The 16,699-nt window shown below is 68.1% G+C and carries 16 protein-coding genes; 13 read left to right on the top strand and 3 right to left on the bottom strand.

Features of this window, described 5'->3' with window-relative positions; translation table 11 throughout:
- Positions 1–18: 18 nt before the first annotated feature.
- Positions 19–1,209: an ROK family protein gene (locus AB4Z42_RS12720; protein ID WP_442009502.1), complete on the top strand. Its 1,191-nt coding sequence runs from the start codon at positions 19–21 to the stop codon at positions 1,207–1,209.
- A 2-nt stretch (positions 1,210–1,211) separates the two neighbouring features.
- On the opposite strand, the gene dapD is transcribed toward AB4Z42_RS12720, so the two are convergent.
- Positions 1,212–2,165, bottom strand: coding sequence for a 2,3,4,5-tetrahydropyridine-2,6-dicarboxylate N-succinyltransferase (gene dapD, locus AB4Z42_RS12715; protein ID WP_442009588.1), 954 nt, complete (start codon positions 2,163–2,165; stop codon positions 1,212–1,214).
- A 15-nt stretch (positions 2,166–2,180) separates the two neighbouring features.
- Here dapD and dapE point away from each other — a divergent pair, with 15 nt between their 5' ends.
- From dapE to AB4Z42_RS12695, 4 genes are all read left to right on the top strand, one after another.
- Positions 2,181–3,248, top strand: a complete 1,068-nt coding sequence (gene dapE, locus AB4Z42_RS12710) for a succinyl-diaminopimelate desuccinylase (RefSeq protein ID WP_442009501.1) — start codon at positions 2,181–2,183, stop codon at positions 3,246–3,248.
- Between the two features lie 82 nt (positions 3,249–3,330).
- Positions 3,331–4,968 (top strand): ABC-F family ATP-binding cassette domain-containing protein, encoded by a 1,638-nt coding sequence (locus AB4Z42_RS12705; RefSeq protein WP_442009500.1) that lies wholly within the window; start codon positions 3,331–3,333, stop codon positions 4,966–4,968.
- Positions 4,969–5,044: 76 nt separating this feature from the next.
- Positions 5,045–6,175: a hypothetical protein gene (locus AB4Z42_RS12700; protein ID WP_442009499.1), complete on the top strand. Its 1,131-nt coding sequence runs from the start codon at positions 5,045–5,047 to the stop codon at positions 6,173–6,175.
- A 27-nt stretch (positions 6,176–6,202) separates the two neighbouring features.
- The gene (locus tag AB4Z42_RS12695) at positions 6,203–6,928 is read left to right on the top strand and encodes a hypothetical protein (RefSeq protein WP_442009498.1); all 726 of its coding nucleotides are present in this window, start codon (positions 6,203–6,205) and stop codon (positions 6,926–6,928) included.
- Here AB4Z42_RS12695 and AB4Z42_RS12690 read toward each other — a convergent pair.
- Entirely contained in the window at positions 6,923–9,010 is a 2,088-nt protein-coding gene (locus tag AB4Z42_RS12690; protein WP_442009497.1) for an AAA family ATPase, read from the bottom strand. The genes AB4Z42_RS12695 and AB4Z42_RS12690 overlap by 6 nt on opposite strands.
- Positions 9,011–9,039: 29 nt before the next feature.
- Here AB4Z42_RS12690 and AB4Z42_RS12685 point away from each other — a divergent pair, with 29 nt between their 5' ends.
- The 8 genes from AB4Z42_RS12685 to AB4Z42_RS12650 all read left to right on the top strand — a co-directional run bounded on the left by AB4Z42_RS12685 (position 9,040) and on the right by AB4Z42_RS12650 (position 15,456).
- The gene (locus AB4Z42_RS12685; RefSeq protein WP_442009496.1) at positions 9,040–9,621 is read left to right on the top strand and encodes a TIGR00730 family Rossman fold protein; all 582 of its coding nucleotides are present in this window, start codon (positions 9,040–9,042) and stop codon (positions 9,619–9,621) included.
- 37 nt (positions 9,622–9,658) lie between these two features.
- A complete protein-coding gene (gene fadD6, locus AB4Z42_RS12680; RefSeq protein WP_442009495.1) occupies positions 9,659–11,470 on the top strand; it encodes a long-chain-acyl-CoA synthetase FadD6 in 1,812 nt (603 codons plus the stop codon).
- Between the two features lie 82 nt (positions 11,471–11,552).
- On the top strand, positions 11,553–12,377 hold the full coding sequence (gene folP, locus AB4Z42_RS12675; protein ID WP_442009587.1) for a dihydropteroate synthase: 825 nt from the start codon (positions 11,553–11,555) through the stop codon (positions 12,375–12,377).
- Positions 12,374–13,324, top strand: coding sequence for a glucosyl-3-phosphoglycerate synthase (locus AB4Z42_RS12670; protein ID WP_442009494.1), 951 nt, complete (start codon positions 12,374–12,376; stop codon positions 13,322–13,324). The genes folP and AB4Z42_RS12670 overlap by 4 nt, the downstream gene beginning before the upstream one ends.
- A 48-nt stretch (positions 13,325–13,372) precedes the next feature.
- Positions 13,373–13,747, top strand: coding sequence for a DivIVA domain-containing protein (locus tag AB4Z42_RS12665; RefSeq protein ID WP_442009493.1), 375 nt, complete (start codon positions 13,373–13,375; stop codon positions 13,745–13,747).
- Positions 13,744–14,331, top strand: a complete 588-nt coding sequence (locus tag AB4Z42_RS12660) for a DNA-3-methyladenine glycosylase I (protein WP_442009492.1) — start codon at positions 13,744–13,746, stop codon at positions 14,329–14,331. Before AB4Z42_RS12665 ends, AB4Z42_RS12660 begins: the two co-directional genes overlap by 4 nt.
- Positions 14,328–15,158 (top strand): SAM-dependent methyltransferase, encoded by an 831-nt coding sequence (locus AB4Z42_RS12655; RefSeq protein WP_442009491.1) that lies wholly within the window; start codon positions 14,328–14,330, stop codon positions 15,156–15,158. Before AB4Z42_RS12660 ends, AB4Z42_RS12655 begins: the two co-directional genes overlap by 4 nt.
- Positions 15,159–15,288: 130 nt before the next feature.
- The gene (locus AB4Z42_RS12650) at positions 15,289–15,456 is read left to right on the top strand and encodes a DUF3117 domain-containing protein (RefSeq protein ID WP_003406247.1); all 168 of its coding nucleotides are present in this window, start codon (positions 15,289–15,291) and stop codon (positions 15,454–15,456) included.
- Positions 15,457–15,484: 28 nt separating this feature from the next.
- On the opposite strand, the gene glgA is transcribed toward AB4Z42_RS12650, so the two are convergent.
- The gene (glgA, locus tag AB4Z42_RS12645; RefSeq protein WP_442009490.1) at positions 15,485–16,648 is read right to left on the bottom strand and encodes a glycogen synthase; all 1,164 of its coding nucleotides are present in this window, start codon (positions 16,646–16,648) and stop codon (positions 15,485–15,487) included.
- Between the last annotated feature and the right edge of the window lie 51 nt (positions 16,649–16,699).

The raw sequence follows: 16,699 nt of genomic DNA, 5'->3' as shown, positions 1-16,699 counted from the left end.
AATGAGATACTTCCGCTGATGGCTCACGATCCGAGGCAGTCGGCGCACTCGCGCTGGCTGGGCGCCGCTGCGCTGCTCGCGGTGGTGCGATCCGAGCCGGGAATCACCAGGACCGCCGCCGCCCACCGCCTCGGCATCGGCAGCGGCAACGCCACCGAGCTTGCCACCCGGCTCCGCGGGGTCCGGTTGCTCGACGAGGAACCGGCGCCGGCTCACGGTCGCGGTCGTCCGACGACGATGCTCGGACCCCACCCCGAAGGTCCGCTGGTACTCGCGGTGGATCTGCGGGCGAGTGACTGGCGGCTGGCGCTGGCGGGAATCGATGGGCGACCGGACGTCATCACCGAGTCCGGGTACGCGGATGATCCCGACGCCGCCCTTGCGCAGGTGGCCAAGGCGATCGGCGCCGTCTATCGACGAAACACCAAGCGGCTCAGGGCGATTTCAATAGCGGTCGCGGGGCCGGTCAGCGGTGCCCGGCTGGGGCAGTTCCCCTCTCGCGGATGGAACGACGTCGATCTCTCGGTGCTGACGGCGAAGGTTCCCGACCGTGCTGACATCGGCTTGCAGGTGGGCAACGACGCCACGCTGGCCGGGCTGGCCGAGGCGCGGACCGGTGCGGCGCGTTCCGCCGGTACCGCGCTTCACCTGATCGTCGCGCAGGGTATCGGCGGAACGCTGGTGGTGAACGGCGAGCCCGTGACCGGGGCCCATGGTGCGGCGGGCGAATACGGCCACATCCCCTTCGCCGAACCGGATCTGGTCTGTCCGTGTGGGGCGCGCGGCTGCTGGGATCTGACCATCGACGGACGTGCCCTGGCCCGTCATCTCGGTGACGCGCCACCCGGGGACGCGGTCGGCTACGTGCACGCGATCATCGACCGTCCCGGCCGCGACGCACGCACGCGCCGCGCACTGGACGCCGTCTCCGGCTCTCTCGGGCGAGGTATCGGCGGCCTGGTGAACCTGCACGATCCCGACGTCGTCACGCTGGGCGGTGCGGCTGTGCTGCTTAGGGCCGCTGCACCGGAAGCCTTCGACGATGCGTACCGCGACGCACTGATGGCGTTCCGCAAGCCGGCGCCGCCGCCCGTGCGGGACGGCGTCCATGGTGAGGACGGACCGCTGCACGGCGCAGTCGAACTCGCGCTCGACCACGTCGTCAGCGCCTCAGGCATCGCCGATTGGGTTGCCCGGCAGGATGTCTGACGTCAGTTGGCGTGCAGTGCCTCGTTGAGCGTGATGCCGGTGCCGTCGCGCTTGACGACCTCGACCGCGCCGGTGACCGAATTACGCCGGAAGAGAAGGTTGTTCGCGCCCGAGAGCTCGCGAGCCTTGACGGTCTGACCGTCGGCGGTGGCCACCTTGGTGCCTGCGGTGACATACAGGCCTGCCTCGACGACGCAATCGTCGCCCAATGAGATGCCGAGCCCGGCGTTCGCGCCGAGCAGGCAGCGCTTGCCCACCGAGATGACCTCCGTACCACCGCCGGACAGCGTCCCCATGATCGACGCACCGCCGCCGACGTCGGAACCGTCACCGACGACCACGCCTGCCGAGATACGGCCTTCGACCATCGAGTTTCCCAGTGTGCCCGCATTGAAATTGACGAAGCCCTCGTGCATCACGGTGGTGCCGGTAGCCAGGTGCGCGCCAAGGCGCACGCGGTCGGCGTCGGCGACGCGCACCCCCGCGGGCAGCACGTAGTCCACCATCCGCGGGAACTTGTCAACGCCGTACACGGTCACCGGAGAGCGGCGGCGCAGCCGGGCCCGCACGAACTCGAAGTCCTCGACCGCGCACGGCCCGTGATTGGTCCAGACCACATTGGTCAACAGGCCGAAGAAGCCGTCGGCGTTCAGTCCGTGCGGCGCCACCAGCCGATGAGACAACAGGTGCAGCCGCAGATATGCGTCGTAGGCGTCGGTGGCTTTGTCGTCCAGCGACGAGATGACCGTGCGGACAGCGACGATCTCGACGCCGCGGGCCTCGTCGGGTCCGGTCAGCACACCCAGTTCCTCGGGAATCTCGGCGACCGACAGCCGTACGGTGCCCGACTCTCCGTCGGCACCGAGTTCCGGCGCCGGGAACCACGTATCGAGGACCGTCCCGTCGGCCGTGAGGGTCGCAAGGCCTATACCTGCAGCAGAAGTCACGCCGCTCAGACTAACGTCAGGGGAGTGGGCCTGGACTTGCACGGCGACCCGATCGCCCTGACCGCGGCGCTGGTGGACATTCCAAGCGAATCGCGCAACGAGCGGCGCATCGCCGATGAGATCGAAGCCGCCCTACGCGATCAGACCAGCGGATTCGAGATCGTGCGCAACGCCGACGCCGTGCTTGCGCGCACCAACCTGGGTCGGCCGTCGAGGGTGCTGCTCGCCGGACACGTCGACACCGTTCCCGCTGCCGACAACGTGCCGAGCCGCCTGGCCGACGGCCAACTGCACGGCTGCGGGACCTCGGATATGAAATCGGGTGACGCGGTGTTCCTGCACCTGGCCGCGACGGTGGCCGAACCGCGACACGACATCACGCTGGTGATGTACGACTGCGAGGAGATCGAGGCCGCCGCCAATGGTCTCGGCCGCATCGAACGTGAACTTCCCGAGTGGCTGCAGGCTGATGTCGCGATTCTCGGCGAGCCCTCAGGCGGCTACATCGAGGCTGGCTGTCAGGGCACGTTGCGCGTCGTCGTCAGCGCCTCGGGCACCCGGGCGCACTCCGCGCGATCCTGGTTGGGCGACAACGCAATCCACAAGCTCGGTGCCGTGCTCGATCGGCTGTCGTCCTATCAGGCGCGCAGCGTGGACATCGACGGCTGCACCTACCGCGAGGGGTTGTCGGCGGTACGTATCGACGGTGGGATCGCGGGCAACGTGATTCCCGACGCCGCCTCGCTGACGGTGAACTTCCGCTTCGCACCCGACCGCAGTGTCGATGAGGCCACCGCCCATGTGCACGAGGTGTTCGACGGGCTCGATGTCGAGATCGAGTTGACCGACGCGGCGAACGGCGCGCTGCCGGGTCTGACCGCACCTGCCGCCGCGGCCCTCGTGGACGCCGCTGGGGGCCAGGTGCGTGCGAAGTACGGCTGGACCGACGTCGCGCGATTCGCCGCGCTCGGCATCCCGGCGGTGAACTACGGACCAGGCGACCCGAACCTTGCCCACCGCGTCGACGAGCGCGTCGACACCACGGCCATCACTGCCGCCACGGACATGCTGCGGAGATATTTAACCGGTTGACCGAATCCGTACGCTGGAAGCATGCGGTGAGACAACGACTCCGGTGTCCGAAAGTCGTTTCTGTTATCGAGAGATCTCTCGCATGTCTTTGATCACCTGTTCGAGTTTGTCGTTCGCATTCCCCGACGGCACAACGCTGTTCACCGATCTGTCCTTCGCCCTCGGCGATGGGCGCACCGGCCTGGTTGCCCCCAACGGCGCAGGCAAGAGCACGCTGCTCCAGTTGATCGTCGGCGAGCGCACGCCCACCGGCGGATCGATCAGCGCCGACGGCACGATCGCCTACCTGCCGCAGACGCTGCCGTTCGCCGCGGACAAGACGGTCGCCGAAGTGCTCGGCGTCGCATCCGTCGTCGACGCGCTCGATGCACTGGCCGGTGGGAACGCCGATGACGCCGTATTCGCCGCCATCGGTGACGACTGGGATGTCGAGGAGCGCAGTCACGCCCAGCTCGACCGGCTCGGCCTCGGCCACCTCGACCTCGACCGGCGCCTCGGCTCGCTGTCCGGCGGCGAGGTCGTCTCCGTGGGACTGGCCGCGCAGCTGCTCGCGCAACCCGACGTGCTTCTGCTCGACGAGCCGACCAACAACCTCGATGCCGATGCGCGCCACAAGCTGTACGACACGCTCGACGACTTCACCGGATGCCTGCTGGTGGTCAGCCACGACCGGATGCTGCTCGACCGGGTGGACCGCATCGCCGAGCTGCACCGCCGGAGCCGCCCCGGCGGCGACATCGAACGCGGCGAAATGCTGTTCTACGGCGGTAATTTCACGATGTACGAGCAAGCACTCGGCAACGCCCAACGTGTTGCGGAGAGCAATATCCGCAATGCCGAACAGCAACTCAAACGCGAGAAGCGCGAGATGCAGCAGGCTCGCGAGCGCGCGGCCCGGCGATCCTCGACGGCAGCCCGGAATGTCAAGGATGCCGGGCTGCCGAAAATCATCGCGGGCGCGCGCAAGCGCAGTGCGCAGGAGTCGGCGGGCCGGATCGACGGGGTCAACGCGGCCCGCGTCACCGACGCCAGGACCCGCCTCGACGAGGCCGAGCGCGCGCTTCGGGACGACGACGTGATCGTTCTGGAGCTGCCGGATACGAACGTGCCCGCCGGACGCACGGTGGTACGGGCCGAAGGGGTGGGGGCCGGCCGCGGCGGCCGGTCACTGTTCACCGACGTGGAGCTGACGCTGCGTGGCCCCGAACGCATCGCGCTCACCGGGCCGAACGGCGCGGGCAAGTCGACCCTGCTGCGGATCATCGGCGGCGAGCTGGCGCCCGACGAGGGAACCGTCGAGCGTGCCGACGGCCGCGTGGCGTATCTGTCCCAGCGTCTCGACCTGCTGCACCCCGAATCCACGGTCGCGGAAAGCCTCGCGGCGTCGGCGCCGAACCTGTCGGAAACGCGGCGTATGCATCTGCTGGCCCGGTTCCTGTTTCGCGGCGACCGCATACACCTGCCGGTGGCGGCACTGTCCGGTGGCGAGCGGTTGCGCGCGACGCTGGCGTGCGTGCTCTATGCCGAACCAGCGCCGCAACTGCTGCTGCTCGACGAGCCGACCAACAACCTCGATCTGAACAGTGTCGGCCAGCTCCAGGCCGCGCTGAACGCCTATGAGGGCGCATTCATCGTCGTCAGCCACGACGAACGGTTCCTCGCGGAGATCGGCGTCCAACGCACCCTGCGGCTATCGGCAGGGCGGCTGGATCCGGTCTAGTCGGCGCTGATCGTCGATCTTGACTGGTCGAATTTGCGGTCCGGCAGCTACCGCGGGCACGGTAAATTTGGTCTCTATGGCGATCGAGCCCGACACCAGTCCGTACGGGGGTCAGACAGTGACCGGCCCGGGCTGGCCGAACGTCGACGAGGAGGCGCTGGCAGCGGCGGCCGCCACGTACGAGGCGCTCGCGGCCAAAATCAGCGGCACTGTCGTCCCTCAGCAGCAGGGACAGCTGATGAAGCTCACCGACGTATGGGAGGGCACGGGGTCGATGGCCGCCGCGGGCGAGGCGACCACGATCATCGGCGGCCATGAGGCCAACGCCGCGCACGCCACCGCGATCGCGGTCAAGCTGCGCGCCATGGAGGCGTCGGTCGTGAAGACGAAACTGCTGGCCAACACAATCGCGCAGGAGACACAGGCCGAGTGCGAGGGGATCGCCGCGATGCCCTTCCCCAACGCCGCTGAGCTGGCCAGAAGCCGGGCCATGATGGGCCTGTCGCAGAACATGGCCAACGTGACCTCCAATACGACCGAGCTCGCGAATACGCTTGGTGTGCCGCCGAGCCTCCCGCTGCCCGGGGCCCCGTCGGTGCCCGGCGCCAAAGAGGCCGAGAAGTCGAGCGAAGAGGCCACGAAACAAGCCGGTCAGGGCTCCGACCAGGCGATGCAGATGCTCAGCCAACTCGGGTCGATGGCCGGACAACTCCCCCAGATGCTGATGCAGGTACCCCAGCAGATGACCCAGCCGTTGCAGCAGTTGTCGCAACCGCTGCAGCAGCTGACCTCACTGTTCGGCCAGGGCGGCAAGGCGGATTCGATGGGCGCGGCGGGTATGCCGTTCTCGGCCTTCTCCAATCACCCGCTGGCGGGCGGAGGCGGTGCGGGCGGCGGCTCCGGCATGGTGCGCGCAGCGTCACTGCCCGGCTCCGGAGGTGTGCCCTCGCAGACGCCGTTGATGGCGAATCTCGTGGGCAACAGCAAGCCCGTGTCCACCGCTCCCGCCGACGGCGCACTTGCCGGCAGCACCGCGGTCGGAGGCGTGGCGCCGATGGCTGCGGGCGGCGGCATGGGCGGCATGGGGGGAATGGGTCCGATGATGGGGGGTGCGCGCGGCGAGAGTGGCGGCACGACGGCCGGACTGGCCGTACCCGCACCGCTCGATCACGACCTCGACGAGGACGACGTCGACGATGACTGGTGACGGTGTCACGAACAGGGGAGGACTGCGATGGGTAGCCCGCTGAAAAAGCCCGAGGGCATCAGCTGGAACGCGGCATCGGTCGAATTGCCGGAGATACCAATGCTTCCGCCCGGTCCGGACGCGATGAGTGCGACGATCTCGGCCGTGCTTCCGACGCTGGCCGCGGAATTGACCGCGAACGTTGCTGCGCTGCAGGCGAAGGAGCACACCTACTCCGGGAAGTTGGGCGCCGCCCAAGCGGCGTACACGAATTCCGACGACTCCGGATCGCAGTCGGTCGGTCAGGTGGTCGGCATGCTCGGCAAGCTCGGCGAACAAGCCGGCCAGATGGGTCAGATGGCGGGCGCGCCCGCGCAGGCGGCCCAAGGAGGATCCGGCATGTTCGGGTCGCTGATCGAGCAGGTGATGAAGGCTGCCCAGGGCGGTGGTGGCGAAGGTGGCCAACCGGCCGGAGGTGCACCGGCAGGGGGAGCACCTGTGGTCGCGCCGGGCGGGGCGGCACCTGGGGCGCCGGGGGCTCCGCCAGGGCGAGATCCGCTCGAGCAGCGGGTGGAGCGTCTCGAACAGCGCGCCGACGAACACGATCGCCCGAACGAACAACAGACACCGCCGCAGCGCGAGCCGTTGCTGCGCGCCGACGAAGGTGACCTGGCCTCCGGACCCCAGAACGGCAGCGCTGGTGCGGGCCCGGCACCTGTCGCACCGCCGGAGCCGCGGCAAGCGGGCGAGGACGACGTCGGCCGCAGGCTATAGCTCGGCGGCCTGCGCTGTCGCGTCTTCGGCGGCCCGGTCCATACCGATGGCGGCCAATCTCTTTGCCACGTCGCGCAATTCGGAAGCATCGCCGCCGGCGAGGGCGCGCGCATGTGCCTGTGCCACCTGGCCCACCACACAGTCGATGTCCTGACTCGCCCGCGCGATACCGTCGGCCGCCCGATTGTCGCCGAGCCGCACCGCATCGAACAAGACCCGCAACACGACCGCCGACTGTCCACCACGTTCGGCGGCGCGTGCCGCGTCACGTGCCGCGGCGATCGCCCCGTGCTTGTCGCCCCGAGCGGACATCGTCCATGCGCGCGCCAACGCGAGTTCCGGCGCGAACAGCATCGACTTCAAACCATGTCGAGATTCAGCCCGGGCCAACGCCTTTCCCGCTTCAACGGTCGCGCCTTGCTGGCCGAGCGCCTGGGCAAGCAGCATCCATGCCAGCGGGCTCCACGAGTAGCCGGTCGGCGCCAACGCCGAGGCTGCCCTGCGCAACAACCGCGTCGCCGACTCGAGTTCGCCCTTCGCGATCAGCACATCGGCGATCAGCACTTCACCGATGGCGCGTCCAGGCTGCTGTAGCTGCGCGAAATCGGTGAGCTGCTGAGCCAGTTCCTGCGCCCGGTCCAGTTCGCCTGCCATCACGAGCGCGGTCGTCTGGCCGAAGCCGCTGGTGAACCGCAGCAGCCCAGGATGTCCCGCGGCGATCGCCCGTTCTGCGAATCCGTCGACCTCGGAGAAGTGGCCCATCCGTGCCGAACTCAACGCCGCCGCAGCGGCCGCCCAGCCGACCGCGGTGTCATCGGCCGACGGTGACGCCAGGACCTCGTTGGCGACCTCGAGTGCGCGCGCCGGTCCGCCTGCGTTCATCGCGAACGTCGCCGACAACGCGTCGAGCGTGATTTGGGCGGCGGGCGAGGACACCTTGTTCCGCGTCGCCTTCAGGAACGCGGTGGCCCGCTCGGGCTCGGACAGCATCCAGAATTGGTTGGCTGCAACGGGTAACGTCCACGCCATCAGCTCGGGTTCTGAGAGCTTCGACGGATCCACTTGGGACAGAACAGAATCCGCGTCGCGGCCCCGGCCCTGCCAGGCCAGAGCGTAGGCCAGCGTGAGCCGCGCGGACAGGTCGGGCGCGCGTTGCAGCGCGGCGCGGCCGAGGCGTTCGGACAGCACCAGGTCGCCGAGCCGCAGGGCCTCCCCGGCGGCCTTGACCAATTCTGCGGTCGGCTGCGGTCTGTCGGCGTCCAGTGCCAGAACGGCGAGCCGTAACAGGCCCACCACGTCGCGAGGGGGCGCGGCGCCGAGTCGCTCGACGAGCTCGGTGCGCAGTCGGCGCAGTTCCGGGCCTCCCATCGCGTCGCGCACGGCGTCGACGAACAACGGATGGGCCGGTCGCACTTGGTCGTCGTCGACAACGACCGCGCCGGCGGACTCCGCCTCGGCGACGGCCTCGCGGCTCACCAGCTCGGAGAGCTGGGCGAGGGGGAGCGGATCGTCGACGGCCAGGTACTCCAACACACGATGAGCAGTGGCCGGTAGCGCCGCGACGAATTGTTCGACCATAGTGGCCACTCTGCTGTCTTCATGACCCGCGGGTTGCAGCTCGAGGCGCTCAAGTAGGTCGTCCTCCCAAAGCGCCGAAATCTCCTCAGCCACAGGTCCGTTGGGCGCGACCGCCACTATGAGCTTCGTTGTCCCACTGACGGCCAGTTGATGGACCAGCGCCGCCGACAACTTGTCCAATAGGTGAGCGTCGTCCACCACCAGCAGCCGGCCATCGCCGAGTGACTCGCGGGCGTTCCGCAGCACCTCCGCGGTCTTACCGGTATCCGGTACCTCGATGAGGTGGCTGAACGCGGCGAACGGAATTGTGGCGGTCGGCGCCGTCGCCGTGACCCAGTCGACGCGGTCGAACTGGGCGCCCAAACGCGCGACGGCGGCTCGCGCCAGCGTGGTCTTGCCAACTCCCGCCGGGCCGATGATCACCGTCCCGGCCCGAGTGCCCCACCCGGCTTCGAGAGTTTCCAGCGCCGGTTCAAGCGGCACGGTCACCCACTCAATCGGCACCGCGCGAGTCTATGGCTAGGTTTTAGCGTGTGTCCCCAGAACCCGACCGCGAATGGGCGGTGTGTGTCTACTGCGCGTCGGGACCGGCGCATCCCGAGCTGCTGACGCTCGCCGAGCGCGTCGGCTCGGCGATCGCGGAGCGCGGCTGGACGCTGGTGTCCGGCGGCGGGAACGTGTCGGCGATGGGCGCGTTGGCCAGCGCGGCCAGGCAGCGCGGCGGTCATACCGTCGGAGTGATTCCCAAGGCGCTGGTGCATCGCGAGGTCGCCGACGTCGACGCCGACGAGCTCGTCGTCACCGACACCATGCGCGAACGCAAGCAGGTGATGGAGGACCGCGCCGATGCGTTCATCGCCCTGCCCGGCGGCATCGGCACGCTGGAGGAATTCTTCGAGGCGTGGACCGCCGGATACCTGGGTATGCACGCCAAGCCGGTGGTCGTGCTCGATCCGATCGGGCATTACACCGGCCTGCTCACATGGCTGCATGGGCTGGTCGACAGCGGTTATGTCGCCCAAGGTGCGCTGGATCGGTTGGTGGTCGTCGACGACGTCGACACCGCGCTGGCCGCCTGCGAACCGGGCGCTGAACGCGTTGACCCGCGCCGATAGGGTGTTCTGCACGAGAACATCGGAGGGGGATCAGCGGATGACCGATCAGAAGTCCGGCGTCAGGAGCAGTGTCGGACTGCTCGACATCGCCACCCGATTGCCGCGCTTGTTGATGGACGCACCGGTGATGGTGCGCGGCGCGCTGACCGGATTCATGGCGCGCCCGACCGCCAAGACATCGATCGGCAAGGTCTTCCAGGACCGCGCGGCGCGCTACGGCGATCGGGTGTTCGTCCGGTTCGAGGATCAGGAGCTGAACTACCGCCAGGCGAACGAGGCCGCCAACCGCTACGCCGCGGTGCTGGCCGCGCGGGGCGTTGGCCATGGCGATGTCGTCGGGATCATGCTGAAGAACTCGCCGCAGACAGTGGTGCTCATGCTGGCTGTGGTCAAGTGCGGCGCCATCGCGGGAATGCTCAACTATCACCAGCGCGGCGATGTGCTGGCCCACAGCATCGGACTGCTGGACGCCAAGGCGACCATCGCGGAGACCGACCTGATCGAGGAGATCACCGACAGCGGCGCCGACACCGAGGGTCTGATGACACTCGAGGAGCTGGACCGCCTCGCCGCCACCGCCCCCACCCAGGACCCCGCGGCGACGGCCGCGGTGCTGGCCAAGGACAAGGCGTTCTACATCTTCACCTCGGGCACCACCGGAATGCCCAAGGCCAGCGTCATGACCCACTACCGCTGGCTGCGCGCACTCGCCGGCTTCGGCGGGCTGGGCCTGCGGCTGCACAGTGACGACGTCCTGTACTGCTGCCTGCCGCTCTATCACAACAACGCGCTGACGGTCGCGCTCGGATCGACGATCAACGCCGGTGCGACCCTGGCGTTGGGCAAGTCGTTCTCCGCGTCGAAGTTCTGGGACGACGTGATCCGCTACAAGGCGACGGCGTTCATCTACATCGGCGAGGTCTGCGCCTATCTGCTCAACCAGGAGCCCAAAGACACCGACCGCAAGCACAGGGTGCGGGTGATCATCGGTAACGGGCTGCGGCCCGCCATCTGGGACGATTTCACCAAGAGGTTCGGCATCCCGCGGGTCTGCGAGTTCTACGGCGCCAGCGAGGGCAACACCGCATTCGTCAACGTGCTCAACATCGACAAGTCGACAGGGATCTGCCCGACGCCGGTGGCGTTCGTGGAGTACGACGGCGAGACCGGAGAGCCGGTGCGCGACAAGAACGGGCGGGTGCGCAAGGTCAAGACCGGCGAACCGGGTCTGCTGCTGTCGAAGGTGAGCAACTTCCAGCCCTTCGACGGCTACACCGACAAGAAGGCCAGCGAGAAGAAGCTTGTCCGCGACGCGTTCAAGGAAGGCGACACCTGGTTCAACACCGGCGACCTGATGCGCTCGCAGGGGTTCGGGCACGCCGCGTTCACCGACCGGCTCGGCGACACGTTCCGGTGGAAGGGCGAGAACGTCGCGACCACCGAGGTCGAGGCGGCGGTGTCGCGGGATTCGCAGGTCGAGGAGGCCACCGTGTTCGGCGTCGAGGTCGAAGGCGCGGGCGGTCGCGCAGGCATGGTGGCGATCCAGCTCAAGGACGGCGAGGAGTTCGACGGAAAGGCCCTGGCGAAGGCCGCGTACGAGCGGCTGCCCGGCTACGCGGTGCCGCTGTTCGTCCGGGTGGTGAAAGAACTGGCGCACACGTCGACGTTCAAGAGCCAGAAAGGCGACCTGCGCAAGGAGGGTTACGGCGGCACCTCGGGTGAAGGCGACGAGGAGGCCGACAAGATCGAGGACCCGATCTACGTCCTCGCCGGTCGCGATGAGGGCTACGTCGAGTTCTACGACGAATACCCGGAAGAGGTCGCCGCGGGCAAGAAGCCCAAGAACTAGGCGAAATCGCAGGCCCCCGTAGCCTGGTGGCGTGCAGTCGACGTTCTTGGGCCGTCCCGTGGCCGCCGATCGCGCGCTGATCATGGCGATCGTCAACCGCACCCCGGATTCGTTCTACGACCGCGGCGCCACCTTCACCGATGAGGCCGCCAAAACGGCCGCCCACCGCGTGATCGAAGACGGTGCCGACGTCGTCGACGTGGGCGGCGTCAAGGCGGGGCCTGGAAGCTCGGTCGATGTCGACGAGGAGATCGCCCGCGTCGTCCCGTTCATCGAATGGCTCCGCGACACCTATCCCGACCTGCTGATCAGTGTCGACACCTGGCGCGCCACGGTGGCCAAACAGGCCTGTGCGGCCGGCGCGGATCTGATCAACGACACCTGGGGCGGCCACGACCCCGGCCTGCCGGAGGTCGCTGCGGAGTTCGGCGCAGGCCTGGTCTGCTCACACACGGGCGGCGCCGTACCGCGCACACGCCCCTTCCGGATCAACTACGGCACGACGGAACGCGGCGTCGTCGACGATGTGATCGCCGAGGTGACGGCAGCCGCTCAGCGCGCGGTCGCGGCGGGCGTTTCGCGAAACGCGGTGTTGATCGATCCGACCCACGATTTCGGCAAAAACACTTATCACGGTCTTAGTTTGTTGCGCCACGTGAAAGACCTTGTAAAAACTGGATGGCCGGTCCTGATGGCGCTGAGCAACAAAGATTTTGTCGGGGAAACTTTGGGTGTGGACCTGACCGAACGCTTGGAAGGCACTTTGGCCGCGACCGCCCTGGCCGCTGCCGATGGTGCCGCCATGTTCCGAGTGCACGAGGTGGGGCCCACTCGACGCGTACTGGAAATGGTTGCGTCGATCCAGGGAACGCGTCCACCGACGCGCACAGTGAGGGGACTGGCATGACACTGCTACCGGAGCTGGCCGCCGCCGATATCGCGGAACACCCCTGGCTGGCCGACAACAGCTGGAGCCGGCCTATGTGGACCATCGCCGAACTCGAGGCGGCCAAAGCCGGGCGCACCATCTCGGTCGTGCTGCCCGCCCTCAACGAGGAGGAGACGGTCGCAAGCGTCATCGAGACCATCTCGCCCCTGGTCGGCGGTCTGGTCGACGAGCTGATCGTGCTTGACTCCGGCTCGACCGACGACACCGAGATCCGTGCGCTCGCCGCGGGCGCCAGGGTGATCAGCCGCGAGGTCGCGCTGCCCGAGGTCACACCGCAGCCGGGTAAGGGCGAAGTGCTGTGGCGGTCGTTGGCCGTCGCGACCGGCGACATCATCGTCTTCGTCGACTCCGACCTCATCGATCCGGACCCGATGTTCGTGCCCAAATTGGTGGGTCCGCTGCTCACCGCGGACGGTGTGCACCTGGTCAAGGGCTTCTACCGGCGGCCGCTGAAGGTGAGCGGAAGCGAAGACGCCAACGGCGGCGGCCGCGTCACCGAGCTGGTGGCCAGGCCGCTGCTCGCCGCGCTGCGTCCCGAGCTGACCTGCCTGCTGCAGCCCCTTGGCGGCGAATACGCGGGCACCCGCGAACTGCTCACCTCGGTGCCGTTCGCACCGGGGTACGGCGTGGAGATCGGCCTGCTCGTGGACACCTACGACCGCCTGGGGCTGGATGCGATCGCCCAAGTGAATCTCGGTGTGCGGGAGCACCGCAACCGGCCGCTGACCGAACTCGCCGCGATGAGCAGACAGGTCATCGCGACCCTGTTCTCACGGTGCGGAGTACCGGACTCGGGCGTGGGCCTGACGCAGTTCTTCGCCGACGGCGACGATTTCACGCCGCGCACATCGGAGGTGTCGCTGGTCGACCGTCCGCCGATGAACAGCCTGCGTCCGCTCAAATAGCGGCCTCACCGCGCGTGCTTGTCTGAGCCATCGGGCAGTATCGAGGGCGTGACCCTGGTTCTGCTGTATCTGGTGGTGCTGATCCTGATCGCCGTCGTGCTGTTCGCGTTGGGCAGCGTGCTCTTCGGACGCGGCGAGACACTGCCGCCGCTGCCGCGCGATACGACCGCCACCGTGTTGCCGGCGTCCGGAGTCACCGGCGCCGACGTCGACGCAGTCAAGTTCAGCCAGACGCTGCGCGGCTACAAGACGAGCGAGGTGGACTGGGTGCTCGACCGGTTGGGCCAAGAGCTGGATCTGGTGCGCGGCCAACTCGCCGCGGTGCGCGCGGCGCACGGAATCAGCGACGACGACGAGGCAGAGCATCGCATCGAGGGCGGCGCACACGCGCTGGCGTCGCCGGAGGCCGAGGGCGAAGGATGACCGCGGCGGGCGATGATCGCGTCCGATGTGCCTGGATCGACGAATCACGGTTGTCTGCCGATGATTTCGTGATGTACCGCGACTATCACGACACCGAGTGGGGGCAGCCCCTGCGGGACTCGAAGGCGTTGTTCGAGCGGGTCACGCTCGAGGCGTTCCAGAGTGGGCTGTCGTGGCTGATCATCCTGCGCAAGCGGGATAACTTCCGCCGTGCGTTCCACGAGTTCGACGTCGAGCGTGTCGCGCGCTACGGCGAACGCGATATCGCGAGGTTGATGGACGACGCCGGCATCGTGCGCAACCGCGCGAAGATCGAGGCGACCATCGCCAACGCCCACGCGGTCGCTGATCTGGATGTGGATCTGGCCGAGCTGCTGTGGTCGTTCGCACCGCCGTCGAAGCCGCGCCCGGCGGCCATGTCCGACGTCCCGGCGGTCACCCCGGAGTCGACCGCGATGGCCAAAGAACTGAAACGCCGTGGCTTCCGGTTCGTCGGGCCGACAACCGCGTACGCCCTGATGCAGGCGACCGGCATGGTCGACGACCACACCGCGGACTGCTGGGTGCCGAGGACGACGCCATGACCGAGAAAAGCATGAGGGCGGTGGCCGATACGGGCGTTCTGGTCGCAGCCATGAGGGCACGCGAATCGGCGCGGGACGACCGCCTGTTCACCGACCCGTTCGCGCGGCGGCTTGCCGGCGAGGCCGGTATGGAGATGCTGGCGCGCATGGTCGCCGAGGTCGGCGATCAGTCGGCGACGCAGATCGTCGTCCGCACTCGCTTCTGGGACGAGGCCCTGCTGCGCGCGACCGACTCCGTGAATCAGGTCGTGATCGTCGCCGCAGGCCTGGACGCGCGGGCCTTCCGGTTGCCGTGGCCGGCAGGAACCGCGGTGTTCGAGCTGGACCAGCAGCAGGTGATCGCCGCCAAGGGCGAGCGGATGGCCGACGTCGAGGCTCGGTGCCGGCGGGTGGCGCTCGGCGTCGACCTGGCCGACGACTGGACCGGCGCGCTGCGGTCCGCCGGCCTGGATCCGGAGGCGCCGTCGGCCTGGTTGATCGAGGGTCTGCTGCAGTATCTGGACGAGACCGCGGTGCGAACGCTGTTCGCGCGCATCGACGACCTCTCTGCGCCCGGCTCGGTGCTGCTGTACGACATTGTCGGTGCGGCGCTGCTGAACGCTCCCTTCATGGCCGGACTCCTGAAGTCCATGGCCGAGCAGGGGTCGCCGTGGCTGTTCGCCACCGATGCGCCGGGTGAACTCGCCGAACGCCTCGGCTGGTCGGCCGACGTCACCGACGTGGCCGACCCCGGTCACCGGTGGGGCCGATGGCCCACGCCTGCCATCCCTGCCGACGTCCCCGATGCTCCCCGGGGGTACTTCGTCGAGGCGACCAAAACTCGCTGAGGACGCCGATCTCGGCTGCTCTCGGGCGGTCTTACCCGGGTCTTTGCACACTCCATGCCGCGGATAGGGAACAATAGAGTGAATTCGTTAGGCCCACCGTGCGGGCTGGCTCATGTGGAGGGAGCACTCGATGGCGGCGATGAAGCCCCGGACTGGCGACGGTCCCCTGGAAGCAACAAAGGAGGGGCGAGGCATCGTGATGCGAGTACCGCTGGAGGGCGGCGGACGTTTGGTCGTCGAACTGACCCCCGATGAAGCGGCCGCGCTCGGCGACGAACTCAAGGGCGTCACCAGCTAGTGCCACGCGTGTCCGCGAGGATATACGCCTAGGAAGTGACCTTCCGATAGATCTCGAGGGTCTGCTCGGCGATGTGCGCCCACGAGAACTCCTCGATACAGCGCTGCCGCCCTGCCAGACCGTACTGGCGGGCTTTCTCGGGGTCGGCCACGACGGCGTTGACCGCATCGGCCAGCCGGGACTCGAATCCCGTCCGGTCCTCGGCGTCGTAGTGCACCAGCGTGCCGGTGTGACCGTCGGAGACCACCTCGGGAATGCCGCCGACGTCGGACGCCACCACTGCCGTCGCACAGGCCATCGCCTCCAGGTTGACGATTCCGAGGGGTTCGTAAACCGATGGACATACGAAAACTGTTGCAGCTGAGAGTATTTCGCGGATTTTGGAGATCGGCAGCATTTCGCGCACCCAGAACACGCCCGTGCGGCTGCGGGCCAGGTCCTGAACGGCCTCCGTCACCTCCGCCGCGATTTCGGGGGTGTCCGGCGCGCCGGCGCAGAGCACCAGCTGGATATCCGGTGCGAACCGGTGTGCCGCGGCGATCAGGTGCGGGACGCCTTTCTGGCGGGTGATCCGTCCGACGAACGCCGCGATCGGGCGGGTCGGGTCGACGCCGAGTTCGGCGAGCACCGACTCGTCGGGGTGCGCGGGGGCCGGATGCCAGACTTCCGTGTCGATCCCGTTGCGCACCACATGCACCCGGTTCGGATCCAGCGACGGATAGGTCCTCAGCACGTCGTCGCGCATGCCCGAGCTCACCGCGATCACCGCGTCGGCTGCTTCCACGGCGGTCTTCTCCACCCAGGACGACACCCGGTATCCGCCGCCCAGCTGTTCGGCCTTCCACGGCCGCATCGGCTCCAGTGAGTGTGCGGTCAGCACATGGGGGATGCCGTACAACAGCGCGGCGAGGTGACCTGCCAGCCCGGCGTACCACGTGTGCGAGTGCACCACCGATGCCTGCCCGGAGGTGTTGACCATGTCGAGGTCGGCCGACAGGGTCGACAATGCGGGGTTGGCGCCCAGTAGCGCCGGATCGGGCTGGGCGACGATCGCGCCCGCGCGAGGCGCACCCATGCAGTGCACATCGACCTCGCACAGATGTCGCAGCTGCGCGACGAGCTCGGTGACGTGTACGCCTGCCCCGCCGTAAACCTCGGGTGGGTACTCCCGAGTCATCATCGCCACCCGCATGCTCACGACCGTAGTAGGCACATCTCGCGACCGCAGCCTTGTTTCGGATGC

Origin of the sequence: Mycobacterium sp. 2YAF39 (assembly GCF_052114565.1) — a bacterium.
Lineage (GTDB): Bacteria > Actinomycetota > Actinomycetes > Mycobacteriales > Mycobacteriaceae > Mycobacterium.
The sequence above is the reverse complement of the archived record's forward strand: the minus strand, read 5'-3'. Positions and strand labels throughout refer to the sequence as shown.

Bases quoted from the DNA above. Each gene is read 5' to 3' on its own strand.
- AB4Z42_RS12705 (WP_442009500.1), top strand. From the start codon at position 3,331: ATGTCTTTGATCACCTGTTCGAGTTTGTCGTTCGCATTCCCCGACGGC.
- folP (WP_442009587.1), top strand. From the start codon at position 11,553: ATGGCGATCGTCAACCGCACCCCGGATTCGTTCTACGACCGCGGCGCC.
- AB4Z42_RS12670 (WP_442009494.1), top strand. From the start codon at position 12,374: ATGACACTGCTACCGGAGCTGGCCGCCGCCGATATCGCGGAACACCCC.
- AB4Z42_RS12650 (WP_003406247.1), top strand. From the start codon at position 15,289: ATGGCGGCGATGAAGCCCCGGACTGGCGACGGTCCCCTGGAAGCAACA.
- AB4Z42_RS12720 (WP_442009502.1), top strand. From the start codon at position 19: ATGGCTCACGATCCGAGGCAGTCGGCGCACTCGCGCTGGCTGGGCGCC.
- AB4Z42_RS12655 (WP_442009491.1), top strand. From the start codon at position 14,328: ATGACCGAGAAAAGCATGAGGGCGGTGGCCGATACGGGCGTTCTGGTC.
- fadD6 (WP_442009495.1), top strand. From the start codon at position 9,659: ATGACCGATCAGAAGTCCGGCGTCAGGAGCAGTGTCGGACTGCTCGAC.
- AB4Z42_RS12700 (WP_442009499.1), top strand. From the start codon at position 5,045: ATGGCGATCGAGCCCGACACCAGTCCGTACGGGGGTCAGACAGTGACC.
- glgA (WP_442009490.1), bottom strand. From the start codon at position 16,648: ATGCGGGTGGCGATGATGACTCGGGAGTACCCACCCGAGGTTTACGGC.
- AB4Z42_RS12695 (WP_442009498.1), top strand. From the start codon at position 6,203: ATGGGTAGCCCGCTGAAAAAGCCCGAGGGCATCAGCTGGAACGCGGCA.
- AB4Z42_RS12660 (WP_442009492.1), top strand. From the start codon at position 13,744: ATGACCGCGGCGGGCGATGATCGCGTCCGATGTGCCTGGATCGACGAA.